The organism is Niallia sp. (assembly GCF_031978665.1).
Taxonomy (GTDB): domain Bacteria; phylum Bacillota; class Bacilli; order Bacillales; family Cytobacillaceae; genus Niallia.
This window is the reverse complement of record NZ_DALZDK010000056.1, coordinates 1-19,964: the sequence shown is the minus strand read 5'-3', so window position 1 is coordinate 19,964 and position 19,964 is coordinate 1. Positions and strand designations below refer to the sequence as shown.

The 19,964-nt window shown below is 36.2% G+C and carries 20 protein-coding genes and 1 pseudogene; 2 read left to right on the top strand and 19 right to left on the bottom strand.

Translation table 11 applies throughout. The features are described 5' to 3' along the window. Positions 1-130: pseudogene (locus tag RTL21_RS21960) on the bottom strand (SprT family protein); the annotation flags it as partial. Positions 131-400: 270 nt separating this feature from the next. Between RTL21_RS21960 and cmpA the strand changes: the two are divergent. Further along, entirely contained in the window at positions 401-517 is a 117-nt protein-coding gene (gene cmpA / locus RTL21_RS21955; RefSeq protein WP_101729026.1) for a cortex morphogenetic protein CmpA, read from the top strand. 118 nt (positions 518-635) lie between these two features. On the opposite strand, the gene RTL21_RS21950 is transcribed toward cmpA, so the two are convergent. The 13 genes from RTL21_RS21950 to acpS all read right to left on the bottom strand — a co-directional run bounded on the left by RTL21_RS21950 (position 636) and on the right by acpS (position 11,458). Beyond that, positions 636-2,825 (bottom strand): Tex family protein, encoded by a 2,190-nt coding sequence (locus RTL21_RS21950; RefSeq protein WP_312099139.1) that lies wholly within the window; start codon positions 2,823-2,825, stop codon positions 636-638. 225 nt (positions 2,826-3,050) lie between these two features. After that, positions 3,051-3,647 carry a PP2C family serine/threonine-protein phosphatase gene (locus RTL21_RS21945; RefSeq protein ID WP_312099137.1) on the bottom strand — a complete coding sequence of 199 codons (597 nt, stop codon included), beginning with the start codon at positions 3,645-3,647 and terminating at the stop codon, positions 3,051-3,053. Continuing rightward, the gene (sigB, locus tag RTL21_RS21940) at positions 3,644-4,441 is read right to left on the bottom strand and encodes an RNA polymerase sigma factor SigB (protein WP_312099135.1); all 798 of its coding nucleotides are present in this window, start codon (positions 4,439-4,441) and stop codon (positions 3,644-3,646) included. Before sigB ends, RTL21_RS21945 begins: the two co-directional genes overlap by 4 nt. Further along, a complete protein-coding gene (gene rsbW, locus RTL21_RS21935; protein WP_016201240.1) occupies positions 4,419-4,889 on the bottom strand; it encodes an anti-sigma B factor RsbW in 471 nt (156 codons plus the stop codon). The genes sigB and rsbW overlap by 23 nt, the downstream gene beginning before the upstream one ends. After that, complete coding sequence (locus RTL21_RS21930; protein WP_312099133.1) at positions 4,886-5,218, bottom strand: anti-sigma factor antagonist; 333 nt, start codon at positions 5,216-5,218, stop codon at positions 4,886-4,888. The genes rsbW and RTL21_RS21930 overlap by 4 nt, the downstream gene beginning before the upstream one ends. A 55-nt stretch (positions 5,219-5,273) precedes the next feature. Beyond that, positions 5,274-6,284 (bottom strand): PP2C family protein-serine/threonine phosphatase, encoded by a 1,011-nt coding sequence (locus RTL21_RS21925; RefSeq protein ID WP_312099131.1) that lies wholly within the window; start codon positions 6,282-6,284, stop codon positions 5,274-5,276. 12 nt (positions 6,285-6,296) lie between these two features. Then, positions 6,297-6,698, bottom strand: coding sequence for an anti-sigma regulatory factor (locus RTL21_RS21920; protein ID WP_312099129.1), 402 nt, complete (start codon positions 6,696-6,698; stop codon positions 6,297-6,299). A 3-nt stretch (positions 6,699-6,701) separates the two neighbouring features. After that, positions 6,702-7,058: an STAS domain-containing protein gene (locus tag RTL21_RS21915; RefSeq protein WP_031540168.1), complete on the bottom strand. Its 357-nt coding sequence runs from the start codon at positions 7,056-7,058 to the stop codon at positions 6,702-6,704. Between the two features lie 483 nt (positions 7,059-7,541). Next, positions 7,542-7,892: a type II toxin-antitoxin system endoribonuclease NdoA gene (gene ndoA / locus RTL21_RS21910; protein ID WP_016201246.1), complete on the bottom strand. Its 351-nt coding sequence runs from the start codon at positions 7,890-7,892 to the stop codon at positions 7,542-7,544. Between the two features lie 4 nt (positions 7,893-7,896). Next, a complete protein-coding gene (locus RTL21_RS21905; RefSeq protein ID WP_016201247.1) occupies positions 7,897-8,178 on the bottom strand; it encodes a CopG family ribbon-helix-helix protein in 282 nt (93 codons plus the stop codon). 347 nt (positions 8,179-8,525) lie between these two features. Continuing rightward, complete coding sequence (alr, locus tag RTL21_RS21900; RefSeq protein WP_312099123.1) at positions 8,526-9,695, bottom strand: alanine racemase; 1,170 nt, start codon at positions 9,693-9,695, stop codon at positions 8,526-8,528. Positions 9,696-9,867: 172 nt separating this feature from the next. Then, positions 9,868-10,878, bottom strand: a complete 1,011-nt coding sequence (locus RTL21_RS21895; protein ID WP_312099121.1) for a LolA family protein — start codon at positions 10,876-10,878, stop codon at positions 9,868-9,870. Positions 10,879-11,107: 229 nt separating this feature from the next. After that, positions 11,108-11,458, bottom strand: a complete 351-nt coding sequence (gene acpS / locus RTL21_RS21890) for a holo-ACP synthase (RefSeq protein WP_312099119.1) — start codon at positions 11,456-11,458, stop codon at positions 11,108-11,110. A gap of 109 nt (positions 11,459-11,567) precedes the next feature. Here acpS and RTL21_RS21885 point away from each other — a divergent pair, with 109 nt between their 5' ends. Then, entirely contained in the window at positions 11,568-12,293 is a 726-nt protein-coding gene (locus tag RTL21_RS21885) for a rhomboid family intramembrane serine protease (RefSeq protein WP_312099117.1), read from the top strand. A 52-nt stretch (positions 12,294-12,345) separates the two neighbouring features. Here RTL21_RS21885 and RTL21_RS21880 read toward each other — a convergent pair whose 3' ends face one another. The 5 genes from RTL21_RS21880 to RTL21_RS21860 all read right to left on the bottom strand — a co-directional run bounded on the left by RTL21_RS21880 (position 12,346) and on the right by RTL21_RS21860 (position 19,669). Then, positions 12,346-13,773, bottom strand: a complete 1,428-nt coding sequence (locus RTL21_RS21880; protein ID WP_312099115.1) for a PH domain-containing protein — start codon at positions 13,771-13,773, stop codon at positions 12,346-12,348. Beyond that, on the bottom strand, positions 13,766-14,236 hold the full coding sequence (locus tag RTL21_RS21875; protein WP_312099144.1) for a PH domain-containing protein: 471 nt from the start codon (positions 14,234-14,236) through the stop codon (positions 13,766-13,768). Before RTL21_RS21875 ends, RTL21_RS21880 begins: the two co-directional genes overlap by 8 nt. Positions 14,237-14,933: 697 nt before the next feature. Continuing rightward, entirely contained in the window at positions 14,934-16,400 is a 1,467-nt protein-coding gene (gene cshA / locus RTL21_RS21870) for a degradosome RNA helicase CshA (protein WP_312099113.1), read from the bottom strand. A 965-nt stretch (positions 16,401-17,365) separates the two neighbouring features. After that, positions 17,366-18,058: an alpha/beta hydrolase gene (locus RTL21_RS21865; protein WP_312099111.1), complete on the bottom strand. Its 693-nt coding sequence runs from the start codon at positions 18,056-18,058 to the stop codon at positions 17,366-17,368. Positions 18,059-18,307: 249 nt separating this feature from the next. Beyond that, positions 18,308-19,669, bottom strand: a complete 1,362-nt coding sequence (locus RTL21_RS21860; protein ID WP_312099109.1) for a UDP-N-acetylmuramoyl-tripeptide--D-alanyl-D-alanine ligase — start codon at positions 19,667-19,669, stop codon at positions 18,308-18,310. Positions 19,670-19,964 lie beyond the last annotated feature (295 nt).

Here is a 19,964-nt window from a genome sequence, read left to right as displayed (position 1 = left end):
GAGAGCTCAATAAATACCTACCGCCAGTAGTTCGCAATCTAGGATTAAAAGATGCTTTATGTTCAAACTTTCTTTCAAAATATTCCCATGAAATATCCTCAACCAATCGTTGTAATTCCTCATTTGTCATCGTTCCGCTCATCCCCCCTCAACAAGACAAACTATTATAGCATACAATAATCTTATACCTTACAAAACTAATACAATTATATAATACTGCTTAAAATCAAAGCACTTTCTTACCTTACACCATTTAGAGAAGAATCTTTATGTTTGATTAAGAAGATAATCATTCACATCTATTTTTCTTCCTTCTCTTTAGACACTATGGAAAAAACAGCAGAAGCATCGAACTATGTTCATCACCTAGCTATAACGATTATGACAAGGAGTGAATATAATGCCTAATTGGTTACAAAACCAAATCAAAAAAGCTTTCTACGAAAAAAACAGCTATCAAGTAAAGCTATTAAATCAATGTTGGTATTACTATTGCCGTAAGAATACTCCTAGTTAACTTCCCGTTATGCTCGATTATGCATACACATATCTTTAGCTATTATTCTCAGCTTCCTAAAAATTAGGATTGCCTGCATTTCATCCTTTCCTGAAATGCAGGCAATCCTTGGTTATTATTATTTCTCTTCTTTCGGACTTAACATAGTTAGTGCAACTCTTCCTTTATTATGATCAACACTATCTACCCAAACTGTAACAACATCCCCCACACTTACTATATCAAGTGGATGCTTAACAAATTTATTGCTTAGCTTTGAAATATGAACTAAACCATCTTGCTTTACCCCTATATCTACGAATGCACCGAAATCGACTACATTTCGAACCGTACCTTGTAGCTCCATTCCAGTTTGTAGATCTTCTAGCTTTAAGACATCTTTCCTCAATAATGGCGCAGGCAGATCTTCACGTGGATCTCTCGATGGACGAACTAATGCATCAATAATATCCTTTAATGTAAGTTCTCCCATATTAAGTTCTTCTGCGATTGCCTTCATTTCAACTTTAGATAGTACTTCCCTTAACTCCGGAGTACCAATATCTTGTGACTTAAACCCTAATTTAGATAGAAGTTTCTTCACTTCATCATAATGCTCTGGGTGGATGCCTGTTCGATCTAAAGGCTCTTCTCCATCCAACACACGCAAGAAGCCAATTGCCTGTTCATATGTTTTTGCCCCTAAACGCGGAATCTTCTTTAATTGTTTGCGATTGCTAAACTTTCCTTCTTCTTCCCGTTTCTTTACGATATTATTAGCAACAGCTTTCGAAAGACCAGCTACATATTGCAATAAAGAGGACGATGCCGTATTTACATTCACACCAACTTGGTTAACCGCTGTTTCTACGACAAAATGTAAGGATTCTGCTAATTTCTTTTGTGAAACATCATGCTGATATTGGCCTACCCCTACCGATTTCGGATCAATTTTCACTAATTCTGCTAGCGGGTCTTGCAATCTTCTTGCAATCGAAACCGCACTTCTTTCTTCTACTTGAAAATCCGGAAATTCTTCTCTCGCAATTTCTGAAGCCGAATAAACACTTGCTCCAGCTTCGTTCACAATTAAATAGTAGATTTCTTTATTTTGTTTACTTAGCATTTCAGCAACAAATTGTTCCGTCTCTCTAGAAGCGGTACCATTCCCGACTGCAATCATTTCAATATCATAGCGATCAATAATACTTTGAAATTTAGTAGCTGCCTCTGCTCTTTTGGAAGCGGGTGGGTGAGGATAAATCACACCAATTTCTAATACTTTTCCCGTTTCATCAACTACTGCCAACTTACACCCTGTCCGATAGGCTGGATCTACTCCAAGCACCATTTTTCCTTTAAGAGGTGGTTGCAATAATAGATTTCTAAGATTTTCTGAGAAAATATGTATTGCCTGCTCCTCAGCCTTTTCTGTTAACTCATTTCTTATTTCCCTTTCAATGGATGGCTGAATTAGACGTTTATAACCATCTTCTATTGCCTCTTTGATAATCATCGCTGCAGGGGAATGCTCATTTGTAATCCACTTTTTCTCCAAGTATGCTGTAATCACTTCTATTGGCACAATAATGGCTACTTTTAGAATATCTTCTTTTTCTCCTCTATTTAAAGCTAATGTACGGTGAGGAACAATCTTATTAACTGGTTCTTCATATTCATAGTACATTTCATAAATATTTTTTTCGTCCTTCTCTACATTTTTAGAGTTAGATTGGATTTTCCCGGTAAGCATCGACTTACTTCTTATCCATTTTCTGCTTTCCGCATCATCCGATATGCGCTCTGCTAGTATATCTTTCGCTCCACTGATTACATCCTCGATTGTTAGCACTTCTTTTTCTTCGGATATATATTTACGGGCTTCTTCTTCCAAAGAGCTTTTCTTCTTCATACTCAACAACCATTCTGCAAAAGGCTCCAATCCTTTTTCTTTTGCAATGGTTGCTTTTGTTCGACGCTTTTGCTTGTACGGACGATACAGATCTTCAACTTCTTGCAGTTTGATTGCGTTTATAATATTGTTACGCAATTCTTCTGTCAGCTTGCCTTGCTCTTCGATTAAACGAATAACTTCTTCCTTTCTTTGTGCTAAGTTTTGAATATATGTATAGCGATCGATAATATCCTTAATTTGCACTTCATCTAATGCACCTGTTTGTTCTTTTCTATATCTGGCAATAAAAGGAACTGTATTGCCATCTTCAATTAGCGTAATTACACTTTTCACCTGTTTAGTTGATACATTCTGTTCTTTTGCAATAATAGTTAAGTAATTCTGTCCTTTTTCTTGTTCCAAAACTTTCTCCATACCACTCACTATCCTTTCTACTCCATCGAACAATCACTAAAGATACATTATTTCCATTCTCTTAATCCACTAAAAGGAATATCTTTTATTTTTCCTACTTCTATTTTATCAAAAGGTATTACGAAAGCCTATTATGTACAGAAAGGAATTTCTGTTCCTTCGCTTAGTTTGTCTCGTTAGCTTGAAGCTAGTACCTATTTAGACAAAAAGAAAAAGCTTACTTTTTTAAAGCAAGCTTCCAAGTATAAAGGTTGAATCATCGTCAAAATTATTATATTTTCCAACAATGTTATCTGCTATGATGTTAATAGGTAAATACCCTTTCAGCAAGTTTTTGATTCCTTGAATATTAAATCCATCGGAAAAAACAAGGAATTTCGCATGATTTTCAAAAGTAAACCGTTGAGTATGATATTGTTGAGGCCTTCCTGATAAATAACCAGTTACCGGGAGTGGATAGGTCAATTTACCTGAGGGAGAATAAAGAAAAAATCGAATATTACCTACACAGCTATAAACAACGGTCTTTGAAGCATAGTTTATTTTAAAAACACAAACTGCTGCTCCTCTTTTCTTTATAAGAACATTGTTCGATAGTTCCATTAATTCCTCTACTGATTTTTCATGATTTTCTTTAATCAACTCAGTAACTGCAACGGATGCTTCGTTTGCATATTCACCACTGCCAAGACCATCTGCTAACACACAAACAAAGTATTCATCCGTTGATGTATAAAAAAAACTATCTCCACAAAGGGTTTTCCCTTTCTTACTAGTCTGATAGGCGAGTACATGGACATTATTGTCTTTCCATTCATTCATAAGATAAACTCCGAATTATTGGACTCTGCCTGAATTGCTTCTTGAAGTTTCTTAATCGCTCTCCTCTGAAGCCTAGAAACATGCATTTGAGATATCCCTAGTTTTTCTCCAGCTTCCTTCTGACTAAGATTATCCAAATATGTATATTGAATAATACTTTTTTCTCGCTCTGTTAATACATGCAGTACTTTTTCCAGCACTAACTTTTGATTTACTTTTTCAAAGCCTTGATCCACATCTCCTACAATATCTAAAAGGGTAACCGTTCCGCCCTCCGAATCTGCTTCAATCGAATGATCAACAGACAATGCCTGATAGCTTCTGCCCATTTCCATTGCTTCTAGCACTTCTTCTTCGGATACATCTAAATAATCGGCAATTTCATTTACCTTTGGAGAACGCTGTAAATCAGTGGTAAGCTGTTCAACTGTCTTCTTAATTTTTGGACCCAACTCTTTGATTCTTCTAGGAACATGAACACTCCACGTTTTATCTCTTAAGAACCGTTTAATTTCGCCAATTATCGTTGGGACAGCAAAAGCCTCAAAACTTTTACCAAAGCTTTCATCATAACGCTGAATGGCTCCTATTAATCCAATGATTCCTACTTGCGCAATATCCTCATGAAACATTTTCCCTTTAGAATATTTCCTTGCAAGCATCTCTACTAAATCACGATAATTAATGACAAGTGCTTCCTGTGCTTGCTCATTTTGCGTAAGTTGAAACTCTTTAATTAATTCATTTACTTTTTCTTTTGATAAATGGCGATTAGGTTGAGATTGTTTCTGCATCCCTCTCCACCTGCTCTCCTTCGAGGTATTTAGTCATGAAAACAGTTACCCCGTTATTATGGTGAATCTTTACTTCATCCATTAATGTTTCGATCAAGTATAGGCCAAGTCCCCCTTCACGAAGAAATTCCACTGACTCATCCTGTTCATACGGCCCCAAATCTTTTGTAGTAGAATGAAAGTCAAAACTCTTTCCATTATCAGCTACAATGACTTCTAAGCGATCGTTATATAATCGAAATCCAATCAAAACTTCTCCCGCGTCGTTATTCTTATACGCATGTTGCACAGCATTGGTACACGCTTCACTAGTTGCTATCTTTAAATCTTCAATTTCATCATAGCTAAAGCCCATTCTGCTTGCAATTCCAGATAAAGTTAAGCGAATAATGCCTACATACTCTGGTTTAGAAGGAATTTTCATTTCGATGTACTCAAAATGACTCATTGGATTCCACCTTCTATCTTACTATTTATGTCGATAATATCTGCCAATCCAGTGATTTCAAATAACCTGATCAAGCGGCTTGATAGACCTATTAACTTGAATTCACCATTGTTTGCTCGAACATTCTTAAAGATGCCTACAAACACTCCTAAACCAGTACTATCCATATAGTTAACATCCGATAAATCTATTACCATTTTTATTCCTTCTTTTTCGGAAAAGGAATAAATTCGCTCTCTTAATTTCGGAGCGGTATACGCATCAATTTCACCAGAAATTTTAACTTCTACATCCAATTCTTTTTCCTTTACATCTATTATGATATTCATCCCGACCCACCTTTACATTATTACGATATTTTCTTTTACCCCATCTTTTACGATGTTAAACTCTTCTTTTAAAAATAATTAAAGTAAAATCATCGCGTAATTGGAAGTCTTGAATCTTTTCTAATTCCTTATAAACATTTTTGACAATCTCTTGTGCATCTAAGTGCATATGTTTTCTTATGTATCCAAGAAGAATTTCTTTATCGATAAAGCCTTCTTCTGTTCTACATTCCGTTACTCCATCTGACATTAAAACAATCATGTCACCTGGGTAAATATGTTTTTGAAATTGTTGATATTTTGTTTTCTTATCCACACCAAGGAGTAAGCCCTTTGTTTTTAGCTCACTAAACTGTTTTGTTTCCGCGTGATAATATAAGCCTGGTTCATGACCAGCCGATGCATAATGGAATACATGCGACAGTACATCATATGCTCCATAAAACATCGTAATGAACATACTAGGATCTACATTTTGCTCTACTACCCTATTTAAATTTTCTAATACATTGCTTGGTTTATTCCTATTTTCCGGGAGACTATCCATTGCATACTTAATCATCGACATGCACATAGCGGCAGGAATTCCTTTTCCAATCACATCCGCAATGGCAATATTAATAACCTGATCATCATCATGAACAAAGTGATAATAATCACCATTCATCATTTTAGCAGGAACACTGATTGCGCCAATGTCTAATCCTTCTGCTTCTGGAATATCCGTACTTAATAATGTTTGTTGTACATTTGCTGCGATTTCCATTTCACTTCTTAATTCTTGTTGAACATGTCGAAGACTTTGATGTTCTCTATAAGCAAATCCATAGCCTATCATTACCTCTAAAAGAATATCAAAGGATTTGGGTACATATTCAGGCATATCTGGATATAAATCCATCAGAATAGATTTATGTAAACTGATTATATCTTCTGGTGAAATTTTTTGTTCAATCGATTTCCTGCTAAACTTTTGCCCTTGATAAAGAGCCTGTTCAGATTCATCTTTAATATAATTCACTAGAAGATCTCGATACTTAGACTCCATCATTTCTCGGAAATCCATTATCTCTCCCCCCTATCTTAGCCACTTCACTGCCTGAATTTCTGTCCCCTCGCCTATAGAGGTTTTAATATCAAACTCATCCATCAACCGTTTTACACCTGGTAATCCAGCTCCTAACCCTCCCGAAGTAGAAAAACCATCTTGCATTACTTGTCTTATGTCTTTAATTCCAGGACCGCTGTCTATCGCAATTAGTTTTAAACCAGCTTTCCCATTATCAAAAAGCTTTTCAATACAAATCTGCCCTTGTCCAGCATACAAATATATATTCCTTGCCAATTCACTAATCGCAGTTGTAATACGAGCTTGATCGACGGTACCGAAGCCCAGCTCTCTTGCAATATTTCTACCCAATTGCCGAGCTGCAACGATGTCCCATTCATTTACGATTTTTACACAGGATTGGTCTCCCATAGGTCAATCCTCCAATTCCTGTTGTAATTTCTCCAAACCTTTTTCTAGATCTAAGGCAGTTAAAACATCGTTCAAACTGATACCTAGCTCTACTAAGGTGATGGCAACAGCAGGCTGAATTCCCGTAAGTACTACCTTGGCCCCCATTAGCTTTGACATGCCGATAACATCACCTAATACTTTGGCAATAAATGAGTCTATAAAATCAATAGAAGTTAAATCAATAACTACTCCACTTGCACTTGTCTCATGGATTTTATTTAATAAATCCTCTTGAAACTGAAGGGCTGTTTGGTCATCTAATTCCCATTGAATAGATACTAGCAAATAGTCATAAAGTTTTAATATTGGTATTCTCACTCTATTCACCCAAAACCAACCAACTTTCTTTTAATATATTTTACGCTCTTGCCATTTTCTTTTATAATTTCTCTAAATGGATTTGACGTATATTTTCACTGGTTTAATCGCTCCATATTTTAAGGTAGCCTTCCTCCATTTTATCACATAAAGAGATACTTTCTATTTTCAAAAACGGATATATTGAAAAACTAGCGGTATATTTGGGCATTATTTTCCACTTGGAAATGGACGTATCCTATATGTATATAGATATCGACTTTTCTATATTCCCTTTCTTGCTATTTTTGAAACCTCCATTAAAAAATATTATATTATTTCACCGCTTTATGAATCCCTGCTTTCCCTTAAATATTGGCTATAAAAATAAAAAGAACCTCCTTAAAAAAAGGAAGTTTTCATTTAAGACATATAGGCTTTGATTCATATAGAACGGACGAATTTAGCTATAAAAAAAAGCGCTACAACGAGCGCATTCTATACTTAAAATTCAATGAGACCTAAACTAATTTGTAGAGCTTCATCGACCTTTTCCATCATTTCCTCATCGAGATGAGTAATTTTGTCCGTTAGCCTCTGTTTATCTATCGTACGAATTTGTTCTAAAAGAATTACTGAATCTCTTTCAAAACCATATCGCTTCGCATCAATTTCCACATGAGTCGGCAATTTAGCCTTTTGAATTTGAGCTGTAATTGCTGCAATAATGACTGTGGGACTGAACCGATTCCCGATGTCGTTTTGAATGACAAGTACAGGACGGACGCCGCCTTGCTCTGAACCAACAACTGGGGATAGGTCTGCAAAATAAACGTCACCACGTTTGACAATCAAAGGATTACCCTCCGCTTACAAGACGTTCTACTGTATGCTCTGCCTCGTATTCTGCGAGAAAGCTTTCTGATGCAATGGATAAATTTAATTTAGCCATCTCCATATATCCTCGTCTCATCGATTCGCGTATATGTCTCTTTTTCCGTTCGCGAAGATACATTTTCGTTGCTTGATAAATAAATTCACTACGGTTTACATTTTCTTGCTTAACGAAGCCGTCCAATTCAGTTAACAAATGCTTTGGTAATTTTATCATGATCTCTGTCGTTGCGCTAGATTCAGACACAAACACACACCTCCACCATCACTACACACCATTTTTAGCTCTGCTTTTTTTAATCATACCACTAATAGTTGTTTCTGCAAAGTCCATTCAGCAATTCTACAGTATTATCCACCAAAAATTATCCCTTTTATGCATTAAAGAATGGAAAAAACGAAAAATATTCTCAAATGCAATCGGGGTTTTTCCACATTTTTCTTATAACATTATTTCTAGATGGTATATGTGACCATAATTAATGTATTCATTACATTAGTCATCCATTACTTTTATTTCGTTCTGGAGTTAAAATTATTCTTTTTACAATAATCGCCCAAAACCATTCCGGCTATACGTCCTATTACCACCCTTTAATTCATCTCACTGACTAAAGGATTTACTATTTCTTCCACTCTGCCATTTCTTTTGTACACCCGTGGGACTCTTGTAGAAATCATACATGTGACCTCATAATTGATTGTTTCTAATTTAGCCGCAATTTCATTAACAGAGATAACCCCATCCTTTTGCTTTCCAATCAGCGTTATTTCTGTTCCTGGTTCTAAATAGAACGGCAGCCTTATCATGCATTGGTCCATGCAAATTCTCCCAACAATGGGTACTCTCATTCCATTGACAAGAACCTCTTGCCCTTGCAGCTTGCGTAACCAGCCATCCGCATAGCCAATTGGTAAAGTTCCAATCCATTCCTCTTTTTCTGCCTCATACGTAGCTCCATAACTTACTTTATCACCTTTGTTTAATTGTTTCACTTGAATCAATTTTGTCCGCAAGGAAAAGGCTTCTTGTAAGGAATAAGGCAAATCGGGCTCAATCTCAAGGGATGGTGTCATTCCATACAACGAAATCCCCATACGAACAGCATTGTATTGTAAATCCGGATACAAAAGACTCGCTGCGCTATTACTGCAATGAATAATGGCTGGCAGCTTCGAAAAGGCAGTAAGCAGTTCCTTAAAACGATGAATTTGGTTCTCAAAGTAAGGAGAATTTTTTTCATCAGCTGTCGCAAAATGAGTGAAAACTCCTTCCACCACAATATTTGGATGATTTATCAGCAATTCTTCTACCTGCTGAATCTCCTGTTCCTTTCTAAAACCAATTCTCCCCATGCCTGTATCTAATTTTAAATGAATAGTCAAAATAGTATCTTTGGTTAAGAATTGGGCAGCTTCCTCTAACCAATCCATATGATAAACAGTTAAAGTCACCTTATATTGTATAGCTACCGATACATCGCGTGGTCTGCTTGCGCCAAGAACAAGTATCGGCGCTGTAATGCCATTTTTTCTTAAACTAATTGCTTCATCCAAAAAGGCCACAGCCAAACAATCTGCACCAGACTGCAATGCCGAAGTTGCGATTTGCAGAGCTCCATGCCCGTATCCATTTGCTTTTACTACTGCTATTAATTTATTTTCAGGATTCAATCTTTTTCTTAATTCACTAACATTGAATGCAATAGCATCAAGATCAATTTCCACCCATGTATCTCGATAAAAGGTATCTTCTTGACTCAAAATCCTCACACGTCCTTCATAAAATAACAAACTTTTATCCTAAATTATTCTACTGATTTAACTACTTGTCAATTCCAATCCTTATAAGTTATTTTCTTCAAAACCTAAATCAAACTTCTGAACCTCATTTCAATAAAAAAACAGCCTCTATATAGAAGCTGCTGAATAATCCTTATTTAATTGCTTCTCCTTGTACAGAGCGTGCAACTGTAACTAATTCATCGCGAGTTAAGTCACTAGATGCAATGGTATAATCAACGCCCTCAAACGTCCATGATACTTTAGAATCTGTAACTTCCCCAATGGTAAAGCCTAAATCCACTGGATCTCCCTTACTAACAATTGGTCCTGCCGTAGCCGGTGCTACCTCCGCTTTTTCCTGAATAATCGTATAAGATTTTTCCCCATCATAGGTTAAAATAACACGGTTTCCGTTTTCTGTAGCTAATTTCTTCTCTTCTACCAAGCTAACTCCTTCTAACGGTTCTTCCGGATATTTCACGGCAAATTCTTTATCTTCTATTTCTCCCATAACTGGAATAACCATCTTAGCCGCTGTCATACTTTTTTGTAAATCAAAATCCTTTTTATCAAAGGAAACGTCAAACTTCACATTCGAGAATTTAACCGTAACAAGCGCTACTCCCTCTACATCCTTAACCTTTACACTTACAGGAGAAAGATCTTTTTTACTAAACGCAATTTCCTGTGTAGGAAGCATTTTATTATTCTGATAGCGCGTTTTTGTTTCAAAGACATAATACTTATCTGTAGCAGAAAATTTCACATCGTTATCTTCTTCAATATCTTTCACTAAAGACTCATAAAGATAAGCCTGACTACTATTTTCTGGCCACTCGCTTTGAAACTTAAAGCTTTTGTTTAATGCTGGAGTTAAAACATATACGCCTTCTTCATTTTTCAAAATCATTTGGCTCTGATTCTTTGCCGAATTCTTTAGGTTTACCCGGTAAAAATCTGGATCCTTATGCCAGACTTCCACTTCGTATGTTTGCGGCTCCGTTCCCATTTTGAGCGTCATTTCGGCGTCTGCTTTATACCCCTTTGTCTCGACCTTTTCCTTTAAATCAGTCAGAACATCTTCTTTCGATTTTGTTCCACAGGCAGTTAACAAAAGCATGACCGTTAGCCCTACAAATAGCAACCAAATCTTCTTGTTCATTTTTTCAACTCCCCTATTCTCATTTCACGTAGAAAGAGAGAAAAATAAGCAAACAGCATTTCTAGTGAAAAATCCAATACCCTTATCCCTTGGAATTTCTATTAGAAACTGAAAACCCATACTTGTCTCTCCTATTTCTCTATGAATATATGAGACAACCTTCAGGAATATGCTACTTGGTTCAATAAGCAAAAAAAATAAGGAAAACGATGAAATTTATTCCGTTTCCTTATTTTTCAATAATAACTTGGGCAAAGGCATAATGCTTGCTATGAGTTATGGATAAATGAACTCCTTTAGAAAAAGGCTTGGTAATGCAAGGTTTTCCTTGTTCCTCATAGCCAATTTCAATATCTAAAAAGCTTAACCTTGCTCCGATCCCTGTCCCTAATGCCTTTGAAAATGCTTCTTTCGCCGCAAACCTTCCTGCTAAAAATTCACTTTTACGGTGACCGGAAAGCTGCTGATATTTTTCCATTTCCTTATCGGTAAGAATTCGCTTGGCAAAGGTTGGCTTCCTTTGAATCAATGTTTCTATTCTTTCTATTTCCGTTATATCAATTCCAGTGCCTTTAATCATAAGACAACTCCTTCTATTCTATTCAATATGAGCATAATATATTGTATCTTTTCCTATTGTTTGGCTATGATTGTAGAAAGAAGCTTATTTAGGAGGTATCAACTACAAAGTGTTTACCAGAAGAGAAAGCTTTAAAGAGTATATTGCTTATTATCCAATTGTTTCTCTAATTTTACTCATTCATCTCATACTATATTTATTAACCAATCTTCCTATTTTTCCAAATAAACATTTATTAGAAACGATGATCGGTGTAAATCTATATATAGTAGAGGGAGAATGGTGGCGACTAATAACTCCCATCTTCATCCATGGAGGTTTTGCTCACCTTTTATTTAACAGCTTCAGTATTTTCTTATTTGGTCCAGCTTTAGAAAGAATACTGGGCAAGTTTAAATTTCTCTTTATTTACTTAGTTACAGGAATTGCGGCAAACATTATTACCCTCCTTGTTGAACCTCTTACTTATGTTCATCTAGGTTCTAGCGGGGCAATTTTTGGTCTATTTGGCTATTATATTAGTCTCGTCGTTTTTCGAAAAGACATTATTTCGCAAAGTAACGCCCAAATCATTACTACTATTGCTGTTCTAAGTATAATCATGACATTTTTACAACCAAATATAAATATTGTCGCCCATATTTTTGGATTTTTAACTGGTCTAATCATTGGAAGCTTTTCTGAATCAAAGGGAAAGAAAATTATTTCCAGCTATAAAGAGGAATGGTACTATTTAAAACAACAGCTTCGGCGCACGAAAAAACCCGAAGCAAAATCGATTATTATTTGGATTATTATCTTCGGTCTTGCAATCATTGGCTTTCTTAGTCAATGATCTTACCTATCTTATTACGAAAGAAGGCTGCCCTTGAAGCAGCCTTCTTTTCTTATCTAAGCGAATACCACTCATAAACTTTCTCTACATCAGCTTTTGCAAGGTCTGTAACCATACCTGTCGCTCCCCCGGCACCTGAAAGAACTACACCTTCAATCGATGCAAGTTTTCCCTTTCTTTGCCACCATCCCTCTGTATAATAGAGGGCTTGAATGCGATTACGCTTCATAATGAAGGTCGTTTTATGGAATTGACGGAAGGCTAAGGTTAATTGTTTATCCGAAATCCAGTAGCCTGCTGAGCGATAATTCCAGTATCCCCATGATGGTAAAATCAATAATAGTAATAGGGATAACATCCCCCAACCATGGAAAAAATAGATGAGCGCAATAATAAAAGGCAGTGCAATCCAACTATTTTTAATAATATATCTCCAAACAGACCGTTTTGGTGGCGGTACAAGCTGCTTACTCCATTCATATTCAGGAACCATCTCTTTTAATAAATGCGGTAAATCTTTTTTCTTACATAATGGAACCGCCAATACACTTGCAGCTTCTACATCATTAAAAGAGCCTCCCGCACTAATTAAAGAAACACTAGCTAAATGAAACGGCTGTCTCAGCATCGATTCCGTTATTTTAACCGCCTGAATACGTTGCAATGGAATCGTAATTTGCTTTTTCTCGATTAGCCCACGCGTAATAATCAAATCATCCTTCGTCTTCGACAATGTAAAATTCGCATATTTCAGCAACGTTATAAATAATGAAAGAATCCATAATAGAACAAATAGCACAAAGATAATGATAGAAATTAACGCCAAACCACTTGTAATGAACTGTTGAATATGCTCATAAATTCTGTTATATGGAATTAAATCTTCAAACTGTGAAAGAAAAGCAAAGATTGCTGAGATAATAACCCCTACTCCACCAGAGGTAGATGCCAGTATAGCTAATTGTTTATTTGTAATACGATAGATTTCTTGTTGAAAAGGCTCCATCTCTGCTACTATTTCTTCTGATTCCATCTGTTCATTTTTCTTTTGAACAATATATCTCTTTAAATCTTCGGCAATCTTTTTGGAAATAGCCGTAAGTTCGCCTTCTGCTTCCTGCCCCCCAGCCGTTTCTATCTTCACTTTTACTAGCCGAAATGGGCGATGAAAAATTCCTTCGGTGAAATCGATGCTTTGAATTCGTTCAAAGGGTATATAACGTTTTTTCTTGACCAATATACCATGCTCTATACGTAATTCTTTGCCATCTACATAAAAAGTAAAATAATTCCAGTGTAAAAACCCGCTAATTAAAATAACGATAAGCAAAAGGGCAGCTCCTAGAATCGTATACAATCCCCATTCTGAAGGCTTTCCTCCAAGCACAATTATTCCAATAAAAGGGAAAATAAATTCTCTTAACCGCTTTAATATTACATAGACAATCGAAATAGGATGAAGTCTTCTTTTTTCAAACATCCTCTTCCGCCACCTTCGTTTTGCTAGAAATATAATGCCTTATTTCCTCTGCTTCCCCTACTTCGAGAACAGGGATTTCATGTATGGTGGCAGCTGTTGAAATAGAAATTGTTGCAAGTCCGTACTTTCTTAACAAAGGTCCTTGCTTCATGTCTACGTGTTGAACGCGAATCATCGGAATTAACGTTCGTTTAATGACAATGACACCTTGTTGTATTTCAATTTCATCTCCTCTTACTTCGTATCTCCACCTTTTCCACTTCACAGGTGGTATGATTCCAATCGTAAGAGTAACATGAACAAGCAAATAAACAATTGTAGCTATACTTGCAAGAACATGCCAATCAAACAGAATGGCGAGTGTGATTAAAACACCACCAATCCCCATCATGATCAGAGAGGAGATTACCCCTGTTAAGCGCCAAACAGTTATCCCCTTTTTCGATAGTCTATTTTGAGGCATCGTGATCAATTACATTCCCCCTTTTTCTACATTTTGTCTGTTTATACTAACTATATACGAAAATAATAGAAACTGGTTTCAAATTTTTCTGTAAACTTTTGTTTAGCCTCCTCCTTTTAAATAAAGGTTGCTTGTGAAGTCTATAGGCATTGCTGCTATTACCCTATTTTGTTTTCCATGGGGTGAGCTGTTCCCAGTACAATCTTTTAGAAAAAAATCGAAATAAAAAGAGGTTGTGACAAAACTAAATAGCCAATCTGTAAAGACGAATAATCTCTAATTTAGCTCATAAAAAAAGGCTGCTTTTTCATACTACTTATTTATGATTTTAAATATAATCAAGTGTAAAAAAACAATTCATTCCATTTCATTTTTAGATGCTATTTCCTAAAAGCTTTTTATTTTGCCAATAAAAAATAAATTAGGAAGAAAAACGGAGCAGCCTGAATACACGTAGACTCCTATGGGAGCTGCGAGAAAGTCCGAGACCCCGCAGGAACTTGAGTGACGAGGAGGGCTCGGCGCTCGCCCCATGGAAAGCGAAGTGTATTCAGGCTGCGGATGCTAACACTAACTTTACTGAAACAGCTCTTTATAACACTAATAAAAACCCGAACAACCATATGGAATTCCCTTTTGGTTGTTCGGGTTTGTCTGTGGCTGGAATACTTTTTCCCAGCCCCTTTGAACGTTAAGCTTAACGATAAGACTTGGATTTATTGTATCCACCACTTGATTGACCTGGACGTTTGTTACTACTATAACCTTGACGTTGGCGTGGATTATAATTTTTGCGGCCACCACGATCATTATTTTTATCATATGGCTTGCGGTCACGCTTCGACGGTAATGGCTTCTCTTCTGTTAACTTAACAGGTGTTGTATCCGGTTCTTTTGTAAGCATTTTTAGTACTGCTGCTACAATAGTTGAAGCATCTTTTTGCTCCAATAATTCATCTGCTACATTTCGGTAAGAATCTAAATTATTTTCATCAATAATTTGTGATATTTTCTCGATGACAGCTTTTTGCTGACCTTCAATTGCTTGATCCACTGTTGGCGGAATCATTTTTTCCATTTTCTTTTTTGTTGTTTTTTCTACAACTTGTAGATAAGATCTTTCTCGATACGTAATAAATGTGATAGCTACGCCTTCTTTACCAGCACGGCCAGTACGACCAATACGGTGTACATAGCTTTCTGGATCTTGAGGAATATCGAAATTATATACATGTGTTACACCAGAAATATCAAGTCCGCGTGCAGCTACATCTGTTGCAACAAGTACATCAATAGTTCCCTCTTTAAATTTACGAAGAACAGACATACGTTTTGCCTGACTCAAATCTCCATGGATGCCTTCAGCAGTATACCCACGAAGGTTTAGCGCCTCGGAAAGCTCATCAACACGTCGTTTTGTACGACCAAAAATAATTGCTAGCTCTGGAGACTGAATATCCAATAATCTTGTTAGAATATCAAATTTTGTTTTCTCCTGTGTTTCAATATAATACTGCTCAATTAATGGCACCGTCATTTCTTTTGCTTTCACTTTTACTACTTGCGGATCCTTCATGAAGCGCTCAGCCATTTTTCTAATAGGCGCTGGCATTGTAGCAGAGAATAATAACGTTTGTCTTTCTGTTGGAATTTTTGAAAGGATGGATTCAATATCATCAATGAATCCCATATTTAGCATTTCATCTGCTTCGTCCAAAATAACCGTTTTAACACTATCCAAACGAAGTGTCTTACGATTAATATGATCTAAAATACGTCCAGGAGTACCAACAATAATATGAGGATTTTTCTTTAATGCGCGTATTTGACGATTTATATCCTGTCCTCCGAAAATAGATAAAACTCTTGTACGTTTGCCGAAGCCAATTTTATATAATTCTTCTGATACTTGAATAGCAAGCTCTCTTGTTGGTGCAATAATAATCCCTTGAATCACTTCATTTGCTACATCAATTTTATCCACTAATGGTACACCAAAAGCAGCTGTTTTCCCTGTTCCTGTTTGCGCTTGACCAATTAAGTCTTTATTTTGAAGACTTAACGGAATAGTTTCTGCCTGAATAGGTGTGGCTTCTTCAAATCCCATTCTTTTTAATGATTTCATTGTAGCAGGACTAATACCTAAATCTTGAAACTTTACCAATATATCCAATCTCCTTCTAGTCATTAAAAATATCCATAAACAGATGGATTACCTCCATCATGTCAACCATTCGTATGTACCTCACTTTTCTAAATGAAACATTTTAAAATGGCATATCGTATTCATCACATTATGCCTTCCCCAAACAATTAAAAAGAAATGATACTCGTTATTATATAAATGACGAAAGTTATTGTTGGTGTCAATAGCCTTACAACCTTTATCAGGAGAATGATGAGGTATATGCTACTATTTCAGTCTTATTAGTTATGAGATACTATTTAACCGAGTTATAAATAGGAGGAAATTTCAAATGACTTCTATTTATTTTAAGGCTGTTTTTCGTAAAGCTTGTTGCTATTATCCGCAACCTTTTTCTATTGAAAAGCAATAAGCTTTTAGATTACAGCCTATTTTAATACTAATAGCTCTGTTACCAATTTGTGATTTCTCTTATAGAGAATCTTCAAAATGCACGTTTGAAACAACATGATCTATTTCACGGAGTTTTAAACAAATTAGCTAATTTAAGAAAAGTTAGCCAAATACAAAGAAATAACAATTACACACCTTTGAAAAAGAAGGAATTTTCATTATCACAAAGCACATCTTAGTAAAATCATTTCTCTCTATTTGACTAAATTATCGTTTACAAATGCTGATATTCTATATTAACATTATGCCCCAAATGTTAAGTTTCTTCACGTTACTTTTAAAAATAATCTTATCACTAAGAAATACGCTTTGCAATAAATTGGGTATTCGAAAACTAGGTTTTATGCATGTTTTTCCCATTTAGACAGTGTAAACGTTTTACGACACAAATGAACTACAGGGTTCTTTTATAATTGTAATTTTTCCAGTAGTAACCTTAAAGAGAGAAATTAGATGACATAGCTTGCCTATCCTACTCTCTCCAATCAAGCTTACATCTATACGCCCTAAAATCTGTTGTCACTTTTAACTTATGAGGATTCCTCAAGGAATGTTATTATTTCTTGAAATAATGTTTCTCTTCTCTCACAATGACAAATTAAGTGCTTGGATTCTTCTACATAGATCATTTTCTTATTTTCAGCACGAATCGTATTGTATAAATAGCTTGCACTTTTTAATGGCACAATACCATCTTTATCCCCTTGGGCAATCAACGTTGGTACGTGGATATTGGATAGCAAAGGTTTCACATATTGGACTAGTTTTCTGAACTGGATAGTAGCAGCTAGCGGGGTACTTTTAATTTTGTTCATATAGCGAGTATATTGCTCATTTTCTCTAATTCGCCCTCGAAAAAAATCAGCAAAGATTATTCTTATATCCTTTTGAAGCTGAGCAAAATTAACATAATAGGCTGCCGCACTCAGTAGGATCAATTTCTTAATAGGATATTTTGTTGCCAAATAACTGGCTATTAATCCTCCCATTGAAAAACCGACAACAAATACGGTGTCATGTCTTTTTAATAGATCCTTTAACGCTTCCTCTGCATGCTGTAGCCACTCATTATACATAATTCCTTTTAATCTTAATTCATTCCCATGTCCAGGAAGAGTTGGGATTACACATTCCCAATTGGTATGATTCTGAATATATTTAGCCAGTGGTTCCACCTCCATTGGAGAACCTGTAAAACCATGTATATACAAACAAGCCGTCATTCTATCCCTCCTCCTCTTAGATACATTTTACACTTTAATTGTAATAATATTCAATCTTTTTTGTGGTGACGTCCGTTGATTTCCGCTCCCACCACTTGCTTCGTGCGAGAGTCTAGTGCCCTCTGCGCTCTAATCCACTCAGAGTTTTAAAATCAAAAGTCTGTCTACATAGATAGGATTCTATTAAAAAAAGCCAAACCTACTAAGAAAACGTTTTTCGCGTATCTGATAAGGCTCAGCTTTTTTCTATTATTGGATAGCCTTCACAATTTCCTCTAGCTTCATTCCTCTAGAGGCCTTCACTAAAACTACTGTCCCCTGATTTAGATAAGGAGCTAATGTTTCTACTAATGGATCTTTTTCTTGAAAGTTGAATACACGATTTTCTGGAAGAACTGTTTTCGCCCCTTTTGCTATGAAGCTTCCCAGTTTTCCATAGGTTAACACGTAGTCGATTCCTTCTAGTTTTTCACCCATTTCATAATGAAAAGCCTCTTCTTTATCGCCTAGCTCTAGCATATCACCGAGAACAGCAATTTTTTGTTTATAGCCTGGCAGGTTCTTCAACACATCAATAGCAGCAAGCATCGAAGTTGGACTTGCATTATAGGCATCATTAATAATTTTTGCTCCAGATTTCCCTTCAACAAGTTCCATACGCATATTGGTAAGCTTTAATGATTGAAGCCCTTTGTTCATATCTTCGAATGGAATGTTAAAATACTCTGCCACAAGCATTGCGGCTAATGCATTTAAAATATTATGATTTCCTAACACAGGCAGTTCAAATGAATCGGCTATTTTGTTAATCCGAAAAGCACTGCCATTGTCTAGAGTCTCAATATGAAAAGGATATAAATCATTAGAAGGATTCATCCCAAAGGTTTTCGCATCAATGCTACTATCTATCATTCGACTTGAAAGAAGGGGTTCATCACCAAAATAAACAAATCTGCCTTTGTCTTTCAATCCATTTAGAATTTCTAACTTCGCCTCTGCAATTCCTTCTCTTGAACCAAGATCTTGCATATGAGATTCGCCGATATTTGTGATAACTACAATATCCGGTTCTGCTAACCGGCTCAAAAAGTCAATTTCTCCGCGTCCGCTCATTCCCATTTCTAGCACCGCAATATCTGTATCCTCTTCTAAACCAAGAACGGTTAAAGGAAGGCCAAGATGGTTATTATAATTACCTTCTGTTTTCTGTACTTTATATTTTAATGAAAGGAGACTTGTTGTCATATCCTTTGTCGATGTTTTCCCGTTACTTCCAGTAATCCCAACAACCTTAACACTTAATTGCTGAAGATAGCTTTTAGCAAGGGCTTGAATAGCTGTTAAGGAATCTTCAACGAAGATAAGTGGCAGATTCTCTGGCGGATTCGGAACATCCTTTTGCCAAAACGCTGCAGCTGCTCCTTGTTTTATCGCAGCTGCCACGTACTGGTGCCCATCCGTTCTTTCTCCTTTAAATGGAATAAATAATTGTCCTGCTTCTATTTTTCTAGAATCAATGGTTACCCCCTTGATTTGAACATCTGCAAATTGCGGGAAAGACTCCACACTACCTGCCATTTTTGCAATTTCTGCATATGTACGTTTAATCACGAAAAAACCTCCTTTTTTCTAATGGTTTAATATAAAACAACTTATTATTTCCACTGAAAACCGATATTTGATGGAACAAAAGAAGAGGTATTTTTCTCACCTCTCCTTTTAACAGTTATGAAAATATATGTTCTCTGAAGTCCATTTGGTGTCTAGCTCCGGGCACCCAGGAGCTGATGGGCTTCACGACTTTTCCCTACGATAAGTCAACATCGGCTCTCTTCCGTTCGCCGTGTTTCCTTTATCTCAGGAAAGGTCGCTCCACCCCACACGCCCCTAAACGGGTGCCCTCCGC